General features: G+C 49.3%; 21 protein-coding genes and 3 pseudogenes. 17 read left to right on the top strand and 7 right to left on the bottom strand.

All coding sequences use genetic code 11. The features are described from left to right. Nucleotides 1–3 precede the first annotated feature (3 nt). Nucleotides 4–990, top strand: a complete 987-nt coding sequence (locus tag V6940_RS15795; protein WP_047359074.1) for an aldo/keto reductase — start codon at nucleotides 4–6, stop codon at nucleotides 988–990. Nucleotides 991–1,197: 207 nt separating this feature from the next. Here the strand turns inward: V6940_RS15795 and V6940_RS15790 are convergent. The 6 genes and pseudogenes from V6940_RS15790 to V6940_RS15765 all read right to left on the bottom strand — a co-directional run. Continuing rightward, a pseudogene (locus V6940_RS15790) lies at nucleotides 1,198–1,317 on the bottom strand (alpha/beta hydrolase); the annotation flags it as partial. Then, nucleotides 1,317–2,155, bottom strand: a pseudogene (locus V6940_RS15785) (multidrug effflux MFS transporter); the annotation flags it as partial. The pseudogenes V6940_RS15790 and V6940_RS15785, both read right to left, overlap by 1 nt. 34 nt (nucleotides 2,156–2,189) lie before the next feature. Further along, entirely contained in the window at nucleotides 2,190–2,387 is a 198-nt protein-coding gene (locus V6940_RS15780; protein WP_333496505.1) for a hypothetical protein, read from the bottom strand. Then, nucleotides 2,369–3,349: an IS5-like element ISKpn26 family transposase gene (locus V6940_RS15775; RefSeq protein ID WP_000019450.1), complete on the bottom strand. Its 981-nt coding sequence runs from the start codon at nucleotides 3,347–3,349 to the stop codon at nucleotides 2,369–2,371. Before V6940_RS15775 ends, V6940_RS15780 begins: the two co-directional genes overlap by 19 nt. Nucleotides 3,350–3,586: 237 nt before the next feature. Further along, nucleotides 3,587–3,793, bottom strand: coding sequence for a helix-turn-helix transcriptional regulator (locus tag V6940_RS15770; protein ID WP_047359073.1), 207 nt, complete (start codon nucleotides 3,791–3,793; stop codon nucleotides 3,587–3,589). Between the two features lie 102 nt (nucleotides 3,794–3,895). Continuing rightward, complete coding sequence (locus V6940_RS15765; protein ID WP_232101159.1) at nucleotides 3,896–4,402, bottom strand: YagK/YfjJ domain-containing protein; 507 nt, start codon at nucleotides 4,400–4,402, stop codon at nucleotides 3,896–3,898. A 677-nt stretch (nucleotides 4,403–5,079) separates the two neighbouring features. Here V6940_RS15765 and V6940_RS15760 point away from each other — a divergent pair. The 16 genes from V6940_RS15760 to V6940_RS15685 all read left to right on the top strand — a co-directional run bounded on the left by V6940_RS15760 (nucleotide 5,080) and on the right by V6940_RS15685 (nucleotide 16,061). Further along, a complete protein-coding gene (locus V6940_RS15760; protein ID WP_333496504.1) occupies nucleotides 5,080–6,267 on the top strand; it encodes a hypothetical protein in 1,188 nt (395 codons plus the stop codon). A gap of 104 nt (nucleotides 6,268–6,371) precedes the next feature. Beyond that, nucleotides 6,372–7,235 (top strand): GTPase family protein, encoded by an 864-nt coding sequence (locus V6940_RS15755; RefSeq protein WP_047359070.1) that lies wholly within the window; start codon nucleotides 6,372–6,374, stop codon nucleotides 7,233–7,235. Nucleotides 7,236–7,326: 91 nt separating this feature from the next. Continuing rightward, entirely contained in the window at nucleotides 7,327–8,148 is an 822-nt protein-coding gene (locus V6940_RS15750; RefSeq protein WP_032751326.1) for a DUF932 domain-containing protein, read from the top strand. A gap of 215 nt (nucleotides 8,149–8,363) precedes the next feature. Continuing rightward, on the top strand, nucleotides 8,364–9,065 hold the full coding sequence (locus V6940_RS15745; RefSeq protein ID WP_047359069.1) for a DeoR family transcriptional regulator: 702 nt from the start codon (nucleotides 8,364–8,366) through the stop codon (nucleotides 9,063–9,065). A 38-nt stretch (nucleotides 9,066–9,103) separates the two neighbouring features. Continuing rightward, a complete protein-coding gene (locus V6940_RS15740) occupies nucleotides 9,104–9,943 on the top strand; it encodes a hypothetical protein (RefSeq protein WP_131797571.1) in 840 nt (279 codons plus the stop codon). A gap of 21 nt (nucleotides 9,944–9,964) precedes the next feature. Further along, on the top strand, nucleotides 9,965–10,438 hold the full coding sequence (locus V6940_RS15735; protein WP_052951289.1) for a hypothetical protein: 474 nt from the start codon (nucleotides 9,965–9,967) through the stop codon (nucleotides 10,436–10,438). A gap of 77 nt (nucleotides 10,439–10,515) precedes the next feature. Beyond that, entirely contained in the window at nucleotides 10,516–10,755 is a 240-nt protein-coding gene (locus V6940_RS15730) for a DUF905 domain-containing protein (RefSeq protein ID WP_047359067.1), read from the top strand. Nucleotides 10,756–10,851: 96 nt separating this feature from the next. Beyond that, nucleotides 10,852–11,313: an antirestriction protein gene (locus V6940_RS15725; protein ID WP_047359066.1), complete on the top strand. Its 462-nt coding sequence runs from the start codon at nucleotides 10,852–10,854 to the stop codon at nucleotides 11,311–11,313. An 11-nt stretch (nucleotides 11,314–11,324) separates the two neighbouring features. Next, nucleotides 11,325–11,804, top strand: a complete 480-nt coding sequence (radC, locus tag V6940_RS15720) for a RadC family protein (protein WP_047359065.1) — start codon at nucleotides 11,325–11,327, stop codon at nucleotides 11,802–11,804. 20 nt (nucleotides 11,805–11,824) lie between these two features. Beyond that, nucleotides 11,825–12,046, top strand: a complete 222-nt coding sequence (locus V6940_RS15715) for a DUF987 domain-containing protein (RefSeq protein WP_000691982.1) — start codon at nucleotides 11,825–11,827, stop codon at nucleotides 12,044–12,046. A 23-nt stretch (nucleotides 12,047–12,069) separates the two neighbouring features. Then, nucleotides 12,070–12,429 carry a type IV toxin-antitoxin system YeeU family antitoxin gene (locus V6940_RS15710; RefSeq protein WP_047363950.1) on the top strand — a complete coding sequence of 120 codons (360 nt, stop codon included), beginning with the start codon at nucleotides 12,070–12,072 and terminating at the stop codon, nucleotides 12,427–12,429. Nucleotides 12,430–12,480: 51 nt separating this feature from the next. Beyond that, nucleotides 12,481–12,858 (top strand): TA system toxin CbtA family protein, encoded by a 378-nt coding sequence (locus V6940_RS15705; protein ID WP_047359063.1) that lies wholly within the window; start codon nucleotides 12,481–12,483, stop codon nucleotides 12,856–12,858. Then, entirely contained in the window at nucleotides 12,855–13,346 is a 492-nt protein-coding gene (locus V6940_RS15700) for a DUF5983 family protein (RefSeq protein ID WP_047359062.1), read from the top strand. The genes V6940_RS15705 and V6940_RS15700 overlap by 4 nt, the downstream gene beginning before the upstream one ends. 28 nt (nucleotides 13,347–13,374) lie before the next feature. Further along, on the top strand, nucleotides 13,375–13,578 hold the full coding sequence (locus V6940_RS15695; RefSeq protein WP_047359061.1) for a DUF957 domain-containing protein: 204 nt from the start codon (nucleotides 13,375–13,377) through the stop codon (nucleotides 13,576–13,578). A 78-nt stretch (nucleotides 13,579–13,656) separates the two neighbouring features. Beyond that, the gene (locus V6940_RS15690; RefSeq protein WP_106107607.1) at nucleotides 13,657–14,505 is read left to right on the top strand and encodes a DUF4942 domain-containing protein; all 849 of its coding nucleotides are present in this window, start codon (nucleotides 13,657–13,659) and stop codon (nucleotides 14,503–14,505) included. A 1,130-nt stretch (nucleotides 14,506–15,635) separates the two neighbouring features. Further along, nucleotides 15,636–16,061, top strand: a complete 426-nt coding sequence (locus V6940_RS15685; protein ID WP_333496503.1) for a hypothetical protein — start codon at nucleotides 15,636–15,638, stop codon at nucleotides 16,059–16,061. 75 nt (nucleotides 16,062–16,136) lie between these two features. Here the strand turns inward: V6940_RS15685 and V6940_RS15680 are convergent. Continuing rightward, nucleotides 16,137–16,320: pseudogene (locus tag V6940_RS15680) on the bottom strand (IS5/IS1182 family transposase); the annotation flags it as partial.

Genomic DNA, 16,320 nt, shown 5'->3' with positions numbered 1-16,320 from the left:
GACATGAACTACAAACATCTGGGGCGTACCGGTCTGCGGGTGAGCCGCATCGGTCTCGGTACCATGAATTTCGGTGAGCTGACGGATGAGTCTGCCAGCTTCAGGATCATGGATGAAGCCGTGGATGCAGGTATCAACTTTTTCGATACCGCTGACGTCTATGGCGGGCCGCAGTCACCGGATATGGCAAAGGGTTACGGAACATCCGAAGAAATCATCGGTAACTGGCTGGCGCGTAGTGGTCAGCGTGACCGGATAGTGCTGGCCACGAAAGTTTACCAGCCGATGGACACGGGGCCGAACGACAAATACCTGTCTGCCTACCATATCCGCCGGGCCTGTGAGGCCAGCCTGAAAAGGCTGAAAACGGACCATATCGATCTCTATCAGATGCACCATATCGACCGGAACACGCCCTGGGAGGAGATCTGGCAGGCCATGGAACAGCTGATCCGTGAGGGTAAAATCAGCTACGTTGGCAGCAGTAACTTTGCTGGCTGGGATATTGCCACTGCACAGTGCAAGGCTGACGCGCGCAACCTGCTGGGGCTGGTATCGGAACAGAGCCTGTACAATCTGACCCAACGCACGATTGAGCTAGAAATCATTCCGGCGCTGCGTCATTACGGCATTGGCCTGATCCCCTGGAGTCCGGTCGGGATGGGGATGCTGGGCGGTGTTCTGAAGAAAATTGCCGGTGGCCGCCGGGCATCACCGCAGTTGCAGGCACAAATCAACCGCCTGCGGCCACAACTGGAGGCCTGGGAAACACTGTGTGATGAGCTGGGGGAAACACCATCAGACGTCGCGCTGGCCTGGCTACTGCAGAACCCGGTGGTTAGCGCCGTGCTCAGTGGTCCGCGTACAGTTGAACAGCTCCGTCAGAATCTCAATGCCCTGACGCTGTCTCTTTCAGATGATACGCTCAAAAGGCTGGATACCATCTGGCCGGGGCCAGGCGGAGAGGCACCTGAAGCTTACGCGTGGTAAAAGGTTATCAGCGTTAACAATTACCGGCCTTCGGGTCGGTAATTACATTATTTCGGCGAAATTTATTTATTACCTGAAGATGTTGTACTTTTCATCAATTCTTGGATGTCCGCTTTTCGCTCTTAGCAGACCGTCACGTTCCCATTTTTTAATAAAACTGATGTTTGTATTGAGCCTTCTTTATTGAAGGCTCAATACTACCGCTTCCTATTGCAGATCTTTTTCCTTCAGGAATTTACTCACCAGGTCAGCAATCTGCACATTATTTAAATCAGAGAACGGGAAGTGGGTATTCCCTTTGATTCCCACTTCAGGCAGATGCGTTAGCGGTGAACCAGGCGTCTGTTGACCATGCTCACCGCCATCAGTCCAATAATGTTTACTGCAAACAGCCAACCGTAATGCTGCGGGTCGACGCCGAAGTACGTGATGTACACAAACGGAGAACCGGTGATAAAGGCGTAGGCTGCAACATAGTAGAAGATCAGGCACAGAGTAAACCGCATGTATCTGGCGTTGGTGAGCAAGGCATAGTAGTTGTGAAATGCTCTGGTTACGGAGGCTTGCAAGCGTTTATCAGCAGGTAATGTCTCCGGTAACCAGAATAAAGACATCAGCATTAATGTCCCGATAATCGCCAGCAGCCGGAAAATGGCATGCCATGAGGTAACTTTAATCATCTGCCCGCCGATCAGGGGCCCGGCAATCGGCGCGATGGCCATGATGATCATCAGAGTCGAAAGCATTTGTGCTGCACGAGTACGGCTAAACAGGTCACGGATCATTGCTCGTGCCAACATCGGCCCGGTACAGGCACCTAACGCCTGAAAAACACGCCAGAAGACTATTTGCACGATATCTGTTGATAACGCGCCGCCCACTGAGCCGATGATGAATAGACCTAAACCAATAAACAGCGACAGTCGACGTCCATAACGATCGCTAATGGGTCCCCAAATCAGTTGTGCAATGCAAAAGCAGATAAGGAACCCCGTGATTGTCAGCTCCGCATCACCCTGTAAATCCTTTGCCATGACGGGCATAGCTGGAAGATAGATGTCGGTTGATAAAGAGGTAACAGCCATCAGAGCGCTGAGAATGAGCAGAAACGAGTGGCCGTTTTTTTAGCTGTAGCCGACTGTGTACGTGCCTGTTGATTAAGCATGGTGATCCGTTGGACATGAAAAGATAAACGCATATTAACAGGTATTTAGAATACTGATAATCCTAGGGAAGGTGCGAATAAGCAGGTCATTTCTTCCCAAGCTGACTCGCTGATTAAAATTTCGCGGATCTGGGCCGATTTTTTTCCCGCAAACACATCGAATCAGCCTATTTAGGCTATTTTTTCCACCATTTCTGGCGTTATTTCCGGTTTTTACTGAGATCTCTCCCACTGACGTATCATTTGGTCCACCCGAAACAGGTTGGCCAGGGTGAATAACATCGCCAGTTGGTTATCGTTTTTCAGCAGCCCCTTGTATCTGGCTTTCACGAAGCCGAACTGCCGCTTGATGATGCGAAACGGGTGCTCCACCCTGGCACGGATGCTGGCTTTCATGTATTCGATGTTGATGGCCGTTTTGTTCTTGCGCGGATGCTGCTTCAAGGTTTTTACCCTGCCGGGACGCTCGGCGATCAGCCAGTCCACATCCACCTCGGCCAGCTCCTCGCGCTGTGGCGCTCCTTGGTAGCCGGCATCGGCTGAGACAAATTGCTCCTCTCCATGAAGCAGATTACCCAGCTGATTGAGGTCATGCTCGTTGGCCGCGGTGGTGACTAGGCTGTGGGTCAGGCCACTCTTGGCATCGACACCAATGTGGGCCTTCATGCCAAAGTGCCACTGATTGCCTTTCTTGGTCTGATGCATCTCCGGATCGCGTTGCTGCTCTTTGTTCTTGGTCGAGCTGGGTGCCTCAATGATGGTGGCATCCACCAAAGTGCCTTGGGTCATCATGACGCCTGCTTCGGCCAGCCAGCGATTGATGGTCTTGAACAATTGACGGGCCAGTTGATGCTGCTCGAGCAGGTGGCGGAAATTCATGATGGTGGTGCGATCCGGCAGGGCGCTATCCAGGGATAATCGGGCAAACAGGCGCATGGAGGCGATTTCGTACAGGGCATCTTCCATGGCACCGTCGCTCAGGTTGTACCAATGCTGCATGCAGTGAATACGCAGCATGGTCTCCAGCGGATAGGGCCGTCGGCCATTGCCCGCCTTGGGATAAAACGGCTCGATGACAGCGGTCATATTCTGCCATGGCAGAATCTGCTCCATGCGGGAGAGGAAAATCTCTTTTCGGGTCTGACGGCGCTTAGTGCTGAATTCACTATCGGCGAAGGTGAGTTGATGGCTCATGATGTCCCTCTGGGATGCGCTCCGGATGAATATGATGATCTCATATCAGGAACTTGTTCGCACCTTCCCTAGGCAAGAGGATAGAGACTATGAGTGGAATTCATTAATGCTGAGTGTAAGCAGATTCATGCATCTCTGATCCTCAGGGAATACTCTTAGGAGATATTAATTTGTGGATAATCAAAGTGAGCTTACTTTTTGGTAAAGATGATTTTATGTGCAGTTTAGCCGGTGGAATTATTTCCTGGATTCGCAAATACGATAATGCAACCACTCTTCCACATCGCTTTTTAACCATCGGGAAGCTCTGCCCAACTTAATTGGCTTCGGGAATAAGCCATCCTGTATTAGCTTATAGAACCATTTATCGCTAAGGCCAGTAAGTTGAGTGATGAATTTCATGTCAATAAACTGATCGTCCAGTAAAGCAGGTTTAGTTAGCATGTCGATGTTTCCCGGTAATATCTGTTAACCGGAGCGGGTGTTAGTAATTATTACTACTCGCTCCTCCACATCAACTGTTGGCTCTGTAAAAAATAAACCACGCTAAAGACTATCGCTATTTCTGGGTCTGCCCAACCCACTTGGCGGAGGAACCTCATTACTTCCCCAGATATACATCCCATTTTTTTGTTCCTCTTTAGCAAGATAGCTGATGATGTATCTTAATTCATTAATGCTCTTGATATCCGAATGGTTAATTTTTCGGTTAATATCAGCCTGATAATTTTTCTTGTAATTGCTCCAGTTATAATAACCCTCTGCATTTGTTATCTCTCTCCAGAACTCACTAACTCTCTGTACCAGCGGAAATGGTTTTTGTGTATGATGACCATCGAGATAGAATATAACATGTGCATGAAAACCATGATCTGGTGTACGTTCAATGACCCAGAAGTAACCAGTTACGAACGAACAGGATTCTGTTTTTTTCATTAATTTCCGCACGTCTGACTCAATTGTTCTGTAAGTGCTCTGACGAAATCTGGAAGTCGACTTTATATAGAATAAATCAATCCTTACACCCAGTACCCTTGAGTATCGGTGTAGCATATCATTCAGATGACTGTTAATGAGAGAGTATAAAAACCAGTTAATATCATAACGGGTGTTACTGGGATAGGGGAAATGCATGGCTCAATCCTCGCTGTTTATGCTCAGAGGATTTGCGTTGTATGTAAATTATCACCCTTTTACAAGTTTGAATATATGCAGTGGTGAGAGTGAGGCAGAAGATTATGGAACAGAGTAAAGATGTAGTATATTTCAGGTGACGTCATTATTAATTATACTAATTAACCCAAATTAATAGCCAACATTAATCAACACCTGTTTACCTCTCATTTTTATTCACCTGTCTGAGTGAAGTCGCTGTGCGACACGCAGCTGCCCCCGGCAAGTCTCTGCCCGTTTCATCACCTTCCGGATACATCATCACTTGCGATACGACAGTGTCACTTATCAGGGCAAATGAAAGGTTTTTCCTGTAAAAAATCGCCATTTCTGTAATCAGGATAGTTTACTGACATTGTGTAAATTTGTCATACTCTTCAGATAACCTAATTAACCCCATTAAAACGCACTTATGCTGTAAAAAACAGCCTGATTATCATTACTAAATAATTATGCTTTTAAAGCATTTTTATTACTGTTAAATTATGTTTTTCATGGTTGATTGACGGGTGATTTTGATACATCAGGATGCACGATAAACGTGACAGGGGAACGGTATGGCATTGATGGACTACAGGCGTTTGAGGAGATACAACCAGTACCTGGGGTACCTGGCTGTTAGGTATGGGATATGGATTGACACCAATACAACAAAAAGTTACCACTCTGCTGCTCAGTATGCTGATGAAATTAACACAGCTTTAAACTCTCTCTGTAAAAATCTTAAAGAGCGAAAAAAAATAATCAGAGAGATGAAAAAGCATGCTGCTATCAATATTGTTCCTGATAAGTATTTTGACTGGATGAAATCAAGCAGACGTGGTGCATGTTATTCATACTTTTGGCTTGTCAGTAACGATATATTACTTACCTCCAGGTTAAATAATTCAGACATCAATTTCGCAGAGGGTTTATTGATATCAACTCCGATCATCAAAGATGATGTACTTATAACTCAGTCAACGAGTCAATGGGAAATTGATGTTGATTCAAAAAATGATAAGGCAGGCGTGGAAGATGTTAAAGGCGTTAAAAAGTTGATTGCAGACTTAAACAGAGAAAAAGCAATAAATACAATTAACGCTCAGGATTTTACTCTTGATAATGGCCCTTCAGCCATAAAAAATGTAGTTTCTCACGTAGCTAACGGTGTTAATTTCCAATCGCTAAGTCCATTATACGACTCTGAAGAAAGCTATATTTCTTCAAGCATGACTTTCGTTGATAATCTGGCTATGAGCGTTAATGACAAAATAGAAGTCATCGATCGCCTTTATAAATCATGGCGTACTGAGTTTGGCAATTACCCTCAACCTTTTTCATGGATTGATCTTGATGATGAGGATAATCTCCTCTGGCTGTGGGATTATATGCAAAAGAGCTTTATTGGTTGCGATGTATCTCCTGCCACCAGAAAACAAATGAATGATTTTCTTCTGGCGACATTTGATAACTGGGCTGGCTGGAGCAAAGAACAGCACGCTTTCATCAAAAATGAATCATATAGTTTCGAACTGGATGCAGACAAAAATAAGCAACACTTTCTGGCTCGAGCCCGAAACGCCTGGATCCAAAAACGCCACAGGGATAAAAAAGCCAAAGACAGCTCAGGTATTAAACTGACAGCACAGTCTAAAAAGAAATTACTTGCGTTGCAGGATGCGACAGGCATTGAACCAAATGCCTTACTTAAAGCATATATTGATGATGCTTATAAGAAAATGAGATCTGTAAAAAACGATTAATCAAAAAAATATTCAGATATATATCATCCTCGTGAACAGCCCTGATGTGACGGCAGAACTTTCGGGTACTGCCGTTTTCATTTTAATTCTTCAGAGGAATGACGATGCACGAAAAAGAAGGTCTGCAGACCTTTATACAATCACTTTCTGGCCTGCCGCAGTGGACATCAGAGCGGATTCTGCAGCAGATAAACCAGCTTACTCACTATGAGCCAGTGATCGGAATTATGGGCAAAACCGGTGCAGGTAAATCCAGTCTGTGCAATGCCCTGTTTGCCGGTGAGGTATCGCCGGTCAGCGATGTTGCTGCCTGTACCCGTGAGCCACTGCGCTTTCGTCTGCAGGTGGGAGAACGTGTGATGACCCTCGTGGATTTACCCGGTGTCGGGGAAAGTAGTTCACGCGATGCGGAATATGCTGCGCTGTACCGCGAACAACTACACCAGCTCGACCTGGTGCTGTGGCTGATTAAGGCTGATGACCGCGCGCTGGCGGTGGATGAGCATTTTTACCGACAGGTTATTGGTGAAGCATATCGGCATAAAGTGCTGTTTGTTATCAGCCAGTCGGACAAGGTCGAGCCCACCAGCAGTAACAGTCAATTATCCACAGCACAGAAGCTGAATATCAGTCGCAAAATCTGCCTGCTGCATGAACTGTTCCAGCCGGTGCATCCGGTATGTGCCGTATCGGTCCGGGCCAGGTGGGGATTACGGATAATGGCCGAACGGATGATCCGCTGCCTGCCTCGTGAAGCTAGCAGCCCGGTAGTGGCGCAACTGCAGTCTCCCTTTCGCACAGCGACAGTCCAGGAAAAAGCGCGTAACGATTTTGGTGAAACCGTCGGCGCGACGCTGGATGCGGTGAGCGCTCTACCGCTGATACCGGCCCCGGTGCGGGCAGTTATCAGGGCGGTACGCGATACAGTGGTGTCGGTTGCCCGTAGCGTCTGGAATTTCTTCTTCTGAGTATTTAATCCTGCCAGTTGTTTTCCGAGCCCCGTCGCCTGTGCGACGGGGCTTTCTTTTATTAGTTTTCCCCATTATGAGGAATCTGCTTATGACCCGTCTGGCTTCGCGCTTTGGCGCTGCAAATCTTATTCGTCGTGACCGTCCGTTAACCCGTGAAGAACTGTTCCGCGTGGTACCCAGTGTATTCAGCGAAGACAAACACGAATCCCGTAGTGAACGTTACACATATATTCCCACCATCTCTCTGCTGGACAGTCTGCAGCGGGAGGGCTTTCAGCCGTTCTTTGCCTGTCAGACCCGTGTACGTGATCCTGGTCGTCGCGAACACACAAAGCACATGCTGCGTCTGCGCCGGGAGGGGCAGATTACCGGTAAGCAGGTACCGGAAATTATTCTTCTTAATTCACATGACGGCACCAGCTCGTACCAGATGCTGCCGGGGTTATTCAGAGCTGTGTGTCAGAACGGTCTTGTCTGTGGCGAATCCTTTGGCGAGGTACGGGTGCCACACAAGGGGGACGTGGTGAGTCAGGTTATTGACGGGGCCTATGAGGTGTTGGGGATTTTTGACCGTGTGGAAGAAAAGCGGGATGCCATGCAGTCGTTGCTGTTGCCGCCACCTGCGCAGCAGGCACTGGCAAAAGCCGCGCTGACGTATCGTTTTGGTGAGGACCATCAGCCGGTTACTGAATCGCAGATACTCTCCCCGCGCCGCTGGCAGGATGAGAGCAATGACCTGTGGACTACTTATCAACGTGTGCAGGAAAACCTGATTAAGGGCGGACTCAGTGGGCGTAATGCTAAAGGTGGACGGACACATACCCGTGCCGTGCGCGGCATTGACGGGGACGTGAAGCTTAACCGTGCGCTGTGGGTGATGGCAGAAACACTGCTCACACAACTGCAGTAGACGTTTCATGTTGCCACGTTGTTAATATCGGACACCACCTGTCCGCATTGCGACGTGCTGGCGGTCCTCACTCCCCGGAGATTGTCTGTAACCCCCGCCACAACTGACATTTGCAGAAATGAAAAATAGTTACTGTGGTGTCCATACCCTGACCGCGCCCCTCTTTAAAGTAATCACATCATTTTCAGTCAGTTAACTTTCCCGGAGAACCTCTCATGACACAGGCAGAACGCCGCCATGACCGGCTGGCTGTCAGGCTGTCACTGATAATCAGCCGCCTGGTGGCGGGTGAAACGTTGAGTGTGCGCAAACTGGCCGCTGAGTTTGGCGTATCGGTTCGCACGCTGCGGCGGGATTTTCGTGAACGTCTGATGTACCTGGACCTTGAGTATCAGTCCGGCTACTGCCGTCTGCGCACCGCTGGCAGTGAGATGCAGATGGTACCTGATGTGCTTATCTTTGCCCACCGCAGCGGGCTGGCCGGGCTTTTTCCGGGCCTTGACCGCCGACTGGTGAATACGTTGTTGATGTGTGATGAAGCCCCCTGCGTTATACCACCTGCCAGTCCGGCATCCTCACCGTCAGTGCCTCTGTCATTCTGGCGACTGGTTCAGGCAATTACTGACCGCAGAAAAGTCACACTGCTTGCTGACGGGCAGCGCTGCGAGCGACTGGCTCCGTGCCGGTTACTCATCCACCAGCAGACCTGGTATCTGATTGCCGAGCATAACGGACATATTGCCGTTTTCACGCTGGATGAAATTCATCTGGTTCAACCCCTGCAGGAGTCTTTCCGGCGTAACGACAGTTTATGTCGTCTGGCTGAAGACCCGGTGTTCATTCAGGCCTTACCCCATTTTCGATTTATTCAGCAGTCACTGCTTGCGTTTGTTCCGGCTGATAACAGGCCGGAATAGTGCAGTTTTTTATCCACCTGGCAGCAAAGAGGAGCCCGATGCTGTTATCACCAGTATCGTCAAAAATCGGGGTATTCAGCCGACTCCTTGCCCTGACACTACCCACTGATGTACCGGTGGGTATTATCCGGGGCATTTATGTATTCACAAAAACTATTCATCTGATTTCAGTAAGGAAAAAAATGAAACTGATTAAATTATTACCTCTGCTGGCAATGATTGCTGGCTCCAGCTTTGCTGCATCACCAGAGAGTACGGTCAAAGCATCAGGCTGTCTGGCAGTAAACGATATGCTTGAGAACCTCAATTCGCGGGAGTCCTGTGTTTCAGTCGATATCACCAGAACCTTATCTGAAGGCCGTTATCTGGCGGTTGCTAACCTGAGTAATGGCAATATCTACCCGGTCCGCATGACCCTCAGTGACGGTGTCATTACGGCACGTCCGGACACGGATGAGATTGATAAGCTCAATCAGCAGCAGGCGCAAAAGCGCCGGGAAGAGCAGTTACAGAAAAAGCGCGATTATTATAAAGCCCACCCGCAAAAAGAGAGCGAGTTCGATAAAGCGAAAAAGGCACATCTGAACCTTACTCAATATCACTCAGCCGCCTGCGGGGCCATTGGTCAAAAAGTATGGGATTCCATTCAGGAAAATGTTTCATGCCTGATGATTGAGAATGCGCAGCAGGTCGGTGATAACACTCAAACAGGAACGGCTATTCTGCGAGGACCGGGTGCCAGTACATTTAAAATTCCGGTCAGGTTCAGCGTGATTCAGGAGGATTTTATCCGTGTTGACGCCGATATCGCTTCGGCTGCGCTGGCACAGCTAAAGGCACAGATAGACGCGTATAAAGAAAAACTGAATCAGCGCTAATGAACTGAAAAGGATAACAGTATGAAAATTAAACCCTGTTTACCTGTCCTGCTGTCTCTTCTGGCCCCGGCCTTCACTCATGCAACAGTGACCGAACAACAGTGGGGTGAATGGTACGGCAATACGGGCGGTATGGAGTTTGCACTCAGCAGCGACAATCAGGCCGGAGAGAAGCTGACCATCAGTTGCAGCAATAAAAAGATGGTTGTGGCCTGGCAGCTCCCGAAGGAGGATTACCGCGCCACCTCTGATGAAGGAATGAGCGAGGTGTATCTTCTGATAAACAATGAAAAATACTCGCTTGAGAATGAAACACTGCTTCCGGGCGAGGCTGTTCCGGCTAAGGTGGCTTTTGAAGCACTGAAGCACACAGGAGCAAAAGACAAAGTGGCTTTCACCGCCTTTCAGTCAGGGGAATCGAAACCGTTCAGTGCCCGTGGCTTGCACGATGCGCTGAAAGATATCACCTGGCAGGATTGTCTCGATCAACCCTGACGGATTTTCACATAAGTGATTCGACCAGCCCTGTTGCCCATGTGCAACAGGGCTTTTTACTTTTTAAGGCCATCATCATGCCTGAATCCCTGTTACTACCACCTGGCTCTTTTACCCGGCAGCAGGCCGAAGCCATTATCAGTCGTTACCACAACGTCACCATCGAAGATGACCAGACCACGCATTTTCGTCTGGTTGTGCGCGACGATGATGGCAGCATGGTCTGGCGTGCCTGGAATTTTGAGCCCGATGCCGGTGCAGGACTTACCCCATATATCCGGCGCTATGGCATCCGCAGGTCGTTACTCACCGACTGACAACCCCCATTCCCGACAACCATCTCCCGGACCATCCTTTATTACCCCATACGCCAGCCATCGCCGCTGGCGTTTTTTATTGACGGAGACATACCCATGACAACCGCGACACAAAGCAACCTCGCATCTGCTGCTAACGAACCTGATTTTGAACTGACCGTAACGCAGGTACCTGACGAACAGCGTATCTGCTTCTGGCCGCAGCACTTCGGCAGCATACCACAGTGGATTACCCTGGAGCCGCAGATCTTCGCCTGGATGGACCGTCTGTGTGCTGATTACTGCGGGGGTATCTGGAATTTTTATTCACTCAGCAACGGCGGCGCATTTATGGCACCGGAACCGGACACCGATGAGCCGTGGACGCTGTACAACCCGATGAACGGTAACGGCGGTGAACTCAGTGCCGAAGCTGCAGGGATTGCGGTCTGTCTGATGACTTACAGCCACCACGCCATGCGTACCGAATGCGATGCCATGACAGAGCACTATTACCGCCTGCGGGATTACGCGCTCAACCACGCGGAATGTAACACCATCATGCACATCATCGACTGAGGTCAGCAGCTATGGAACAACAGTTACCACTGTTTGCCCGTGAATTAGCCCCTGCCGACCAGCAGACGGTCAGGGAAGCCTTAACCCTGCTGGCGTGCCAGCTACGCGAGCCCGGCGCGTCATTTACCTCCAGCCATGCCGTCCGCGACTGGCTGCGTCTGCAGCTTGCTTCACTGGAGCGTGAAGAATTTACCGCCCTCTTCCTCGATAACCAGCATCGCCTGATAGCCCATGAAACGCTCTTTACCGGCACCATCAACCATACGCAGGTCCATGCCCGCGAAGTGGTGAAATCCGGTCTGAAGCATAACTGCGCCGCTGTCATTGTCGCGCATTGCCACCCGTCAACACATGCCGAACCCAGTGATTCCGACAAACGAATCACAGAACGCCTGAAACAGGCCCTGGACCTGGTAGATATCCGCCTGCTGGACCACCTGGTGGTCGGCGGTATGGAAATCGCCTCGTTTGCAGAACGTGGCTGGCTGTAGCACAACAGGAAAATAACCCTATGAAGATTATTAGCAAACGCCAGGCAATGGCGATATACCGCCAGCATCCGCAGTCCCGCCTGTTTCGCTTCTGTACCGGGCGGTATCAGTGGTCCGGCAGCATCTGCCACTATGCCGGGCGGGAAGTCCAGGATATCAGCGGTGTGCTCGCGGTCTTCGCAGAACGTCGTCAGGACCGCAACGGCCCCTATGTTGTATTACGCAGCGTCACGTTGAATTAATTCACGTTTAAGGAAGGCTAAAATTGTCGAATAAAATACCGGCAGAAAACCACGATATCACTGAACCCTGGTGGGGGCTTAAACGCAGTATCACGCCCTGTTTTGGTGCCCGTCTGGTGCAGGAGGGCAACCGGCTGCACTATCTCGCCGACCGCGCGAGTATCGCCGGCACGTTCAGCGACGCGGATTTACGCCATCTTGACCAGGCGTTTCCGGTACAGCTCAAACAGCTTGAGCTGATGCTGGTTTCCGGTGAACTCAATCCCCGCCATCAGCACTGCGTCACATTATACTCAAAAGGGCTGACCTGCGAGGCCGACAGCCTCGGCTCGCATGGATACGTGTACATCGCGATTTACCCGACACCTGCAGCAACCGCGTAAACCTTCTCACAGCTTTTCCTCATTTTAACCCATCATCAAAGAGATCCAGTTGTGCAAACCCAACCACTATCCTCCACGCATGAGACCTCACCACGTCCGTCCCCCGTGGATATCTGGCAGCACCTCCTGAACCATCTGCTGGATCGTCACTACGGTCTGACGCTAAACGACACGCCATTTGGCAACGATGGCGTGATCCAGGAGCATATCGACGCCGGTATCTCACTGTGCGACGCGGTGAACTTTATCGTGGAAAAGTACGACCTGGTCCGTACTGACAGACGCGGCTTTAGCGCAGACACACAGTCACCGCTTATCGGCAGTATTGATATCCTCCGAGCCCGGAAGGCGACCGGGCTGATGACCCGTCATGGCTACAGACCTGTGACAGATCTCATTACCGGCAAATACAAAAAGGAACAACAATGAAGCTGTCCCTCACAGTGGAAGCCGATGCCATCAACGTTCTGGCCCTCAATATGGGCCGGATCGCCATAGATATTGATGGGATTGAGCTGGCCGACCTGATTAACGTGGTCTGTGACAACGGTTATTCCCTTCGCGTTGCTGACTCCCCCGGAAAGCTGGTCGTTGAAGATCCGCTTCCGCCCATCGCCCGCGTTAACAGCATTCAGTGCAGCACCGCACATATCACCGAGGAAGACAATTCGCTGCTGTATGCCCTGTCGCACCAGCATGAAGACTTTGGCGAGTCGGAATGGATTAGCTATACCGGCTCAGGTTATCTGCTCTACCTGAATGCGTGGTCATTTCCAGTGCTGCGGCTAAAACGCCTTGGTTTGTCGAAAGCCTGTCGCCGCCTGGTGGTGACTATTATGCGTCGTTACTCCGCTGGCATTGTTCATCTTGATGCCTGTGGCGAAGTGCTGCCCGGCTCTGCCACCTTTGACTGGTAGCCCACTTCAATCACCACAAGGTTTTCACATGCCAGAATTAACCACCGAAGCCGCTCTCACCATTCTGATTGACTGGCTTCAGGGCAACATCGATTGCGACACCGACATTATTTTCGACAACGACGAAGACAACACCGATTCAGCAACACTGTTACCCCATATCACCCAGGCATTGCAGGACGTTCGCGATTTCCATCATCTGCAGCTTCTGCAACAGGCCGGAACTGTTTAGCCGCCTGACAAGACCCATCACTCATGTATAAGCGCCAGCCTTACCGGCTGGCGCTTTGCTTTATATAAAGGAAAAATGATGTCAGAACTTACTCTCACCGAACCCGAAGTGTTAACCGACCACACCGGCATGATTTGCTCCACCAGCATTGAGCGTATTGTCAGCGGACGGAATGCCGCGCTGGCGCAGATTGAAGTGCTCATGCAACAACTTGACGATGTTTCGACGCTGACCCGCAGCATCGGCGGAAAAACCGCCGTGGACTGGGCTATGAAGCAGAATTTTCGCTGCGGCTGCTGGTTGATGGAAAAAAGAGAAACGGCAATAAAAGCCATTACCCGTAATCTCGATCGCGATATATGGCGGGATTTGATGCAACGCTCCGGAATGCTCAGCCTGATGGACGCAAAGGCCCGCGACGAGTGGTACCACAGCCTGGAGAAAGACGATATTCCCGCTGTCTGTGAAGAAAACATCCTTAGCACATTTAAACAATTGCACCAGAGCAAAGGCGAGGTGTTTGAGCGTGGTGTGATTAACGTGTTTAAGGGCCTGAGCTGGAATTACAAGAGTAATTGCCCGTATAAGTTTGGAAAGAAGATCATCGTGAACGGGCTGGTTAAATATGATCGGTGGGGGTATGGGCTTAACTGGGGCTGGCAGCGCGCTCGGTTAGCTGACCTTGAGCGGATGCTGATGATACTTGACGGAAAACCTGTTCCTGACAACCGCGCTGATGTCACCCGTCGTCTCAGCGACCATATTCATGAAAACAGGCACAGCACCAGTTATGAGGATGAGATGTTTACTGTTAAGTACTTTCAGAAGGGAACAGCGCATATCACATTTAAGCGACCAGAATTGGTTGATAAGCTGAATGACATTATCGCCCGTCATTACCCTGGCACGCTGGCATCCAGACAGTAGTCAGGATGATTTACCTGTCTGGACGTAAGTGGAATTGCTTTATCAGCACAGGGTCTAAACAAACTCCTTGCCAGGCTTTTCTACTTAAGGTCAAAATAATACTGACGTACCTGGTGCTTTTCTTCTGGTGGTTTGTTACTGGATCCTTGTGACGCACCAGGTGCGTCGCCAGACAAAACACCACCATGAAGTGTCAACACACTATCCTCAGATGACCATTCCATTGTCGTCCCCGATTTGGGTTTTAAATTCGTATCTGACGGGAGCGAGGGTATAAATGAGGGTACAAAAATAACCACATTAAAAATAAATCAAATATATCAGCAAGTTAAAAAGAAACATCGATTCCGAGTCCGGCACCAATATTCATAAGGCCTCGCTGCAAAGCGGGGCTTTTTCCTTTTCTGGCTACGGTAGATTTCTGGTCGTTGCAACACGTTATTTGTTTGCTGGATTTCTCGCCATTTTCGCAGATGTTCGTTACTTTTAGACACCTCAACACCCTCTGATGTGCCTTCCCTCACCTCACAGCTACGGTCTTTCTACGGTCCTTTACGGTTCCTTTCTCTAAGATTATTCATAATGAAGCAGAGAATACGGGGGAAATGGGGGATTTCATAATTTACTTTATTTAACAACAAATTACCTGCCATCATCCCCGGGGGAAGACCGGGGAGACTCCTCTTCAGGCAAGGGGGTGAACTCAGCGCCATCAACTCCCCTTGTCAGTCGGGGGTATCCACCATCTCCTCCACCTGTAATATTCGCATTTAAACCTTTCATTTCTTAACATTGCCTGAATCCCCCGCCCTCCACGTAATCATAGAATAATTTATCAGGGGTGATAGTAATTGAGCGAAACGTATTGGAACTTAGACCTTAGGGTCAAATCTGAGCAAAAAGTGGAAGTAAAAAATGATTCTGACCACTGATGGCCTATTTCAAACATCGCTGAGAGTTAATCAACAAGAAGCAGGCCAAAGGGATGAAAATTGATCCAAATACTGGTGTAGAAAAAAGGTATATTAGGTTAGTTTCCTGGCGCTCTCGACCGAATATGAATTAAAGGTAACATCATAGATACACATACACCCTACAACTGCAATGACATAGCCATAATTGCATTGACTATGCACGGTCACAGCTATTTCTTCTCACTCCGCCGCCATCTCAACATTAACTTTAGCCGGGACTTGAACGGAAGCGGAACACAGGGTTTATTCATCAAAAAACAAAACGTTGATATTGATTTAATTAAGGTAATTTTTGATTATACCGACAACAAAAACGATGATTTCCTCTATGAGGCTGATCTCATCAAAGATCAACGTAAGGACTATGAACCCACAGTTAACAGAGGTAAACACCGGTTCGTTGCCAAACAAATCGAGCTAAATATCGACTGGAACGGTAATGAAATCCAGCAGTGGAGAGCGGATATCGAACGACTAACGAGATCGCACGATAATCTTGAGGACTGGTTAAAAAACGGCTCGGAGATGCTGGTATGTTGCGCCTCTGGATTTTTTGTCGTCTCCCCACAATCCTTACTTTGAACGACCTTAAGCAGTATGTGGCTTTGTTGAATAAATCAGATTTCGGGTAAGTCTCCCCCGTAGCGGGTTGTGTTTTCAGGCAATACGCACGCTTTCAGGCATACCTGCTTTCGTCATTTTGTTCAGCGCTCGTACCAGGGCCATAGCCTCCGCAACCTGACCATCGTAGTCACGCAGCGTCAGTGAACCCCCGAACAGCTGTTTTACCCGGTACATCGCCGTTTCCGCTATCGAGCGACGGTTGTAATCTGTTGTCCAT

Source organism: Kluyvera sp. CHPC 1.251, from assembly GCF_036759945.1.
GTDB classification, from domain to species: Bacteria; Pseudomonadota; Gammaproteobacteria; order Enterobacterales; family Enterobacteriaceae; genus Kluyvera; species Kluyvera sichuanensis.
The sequence above is the reverse complement of the archived record's forward strand: the minus strand, read 5'-3'. Positions and strand labels throughout refer to the sequence as shown.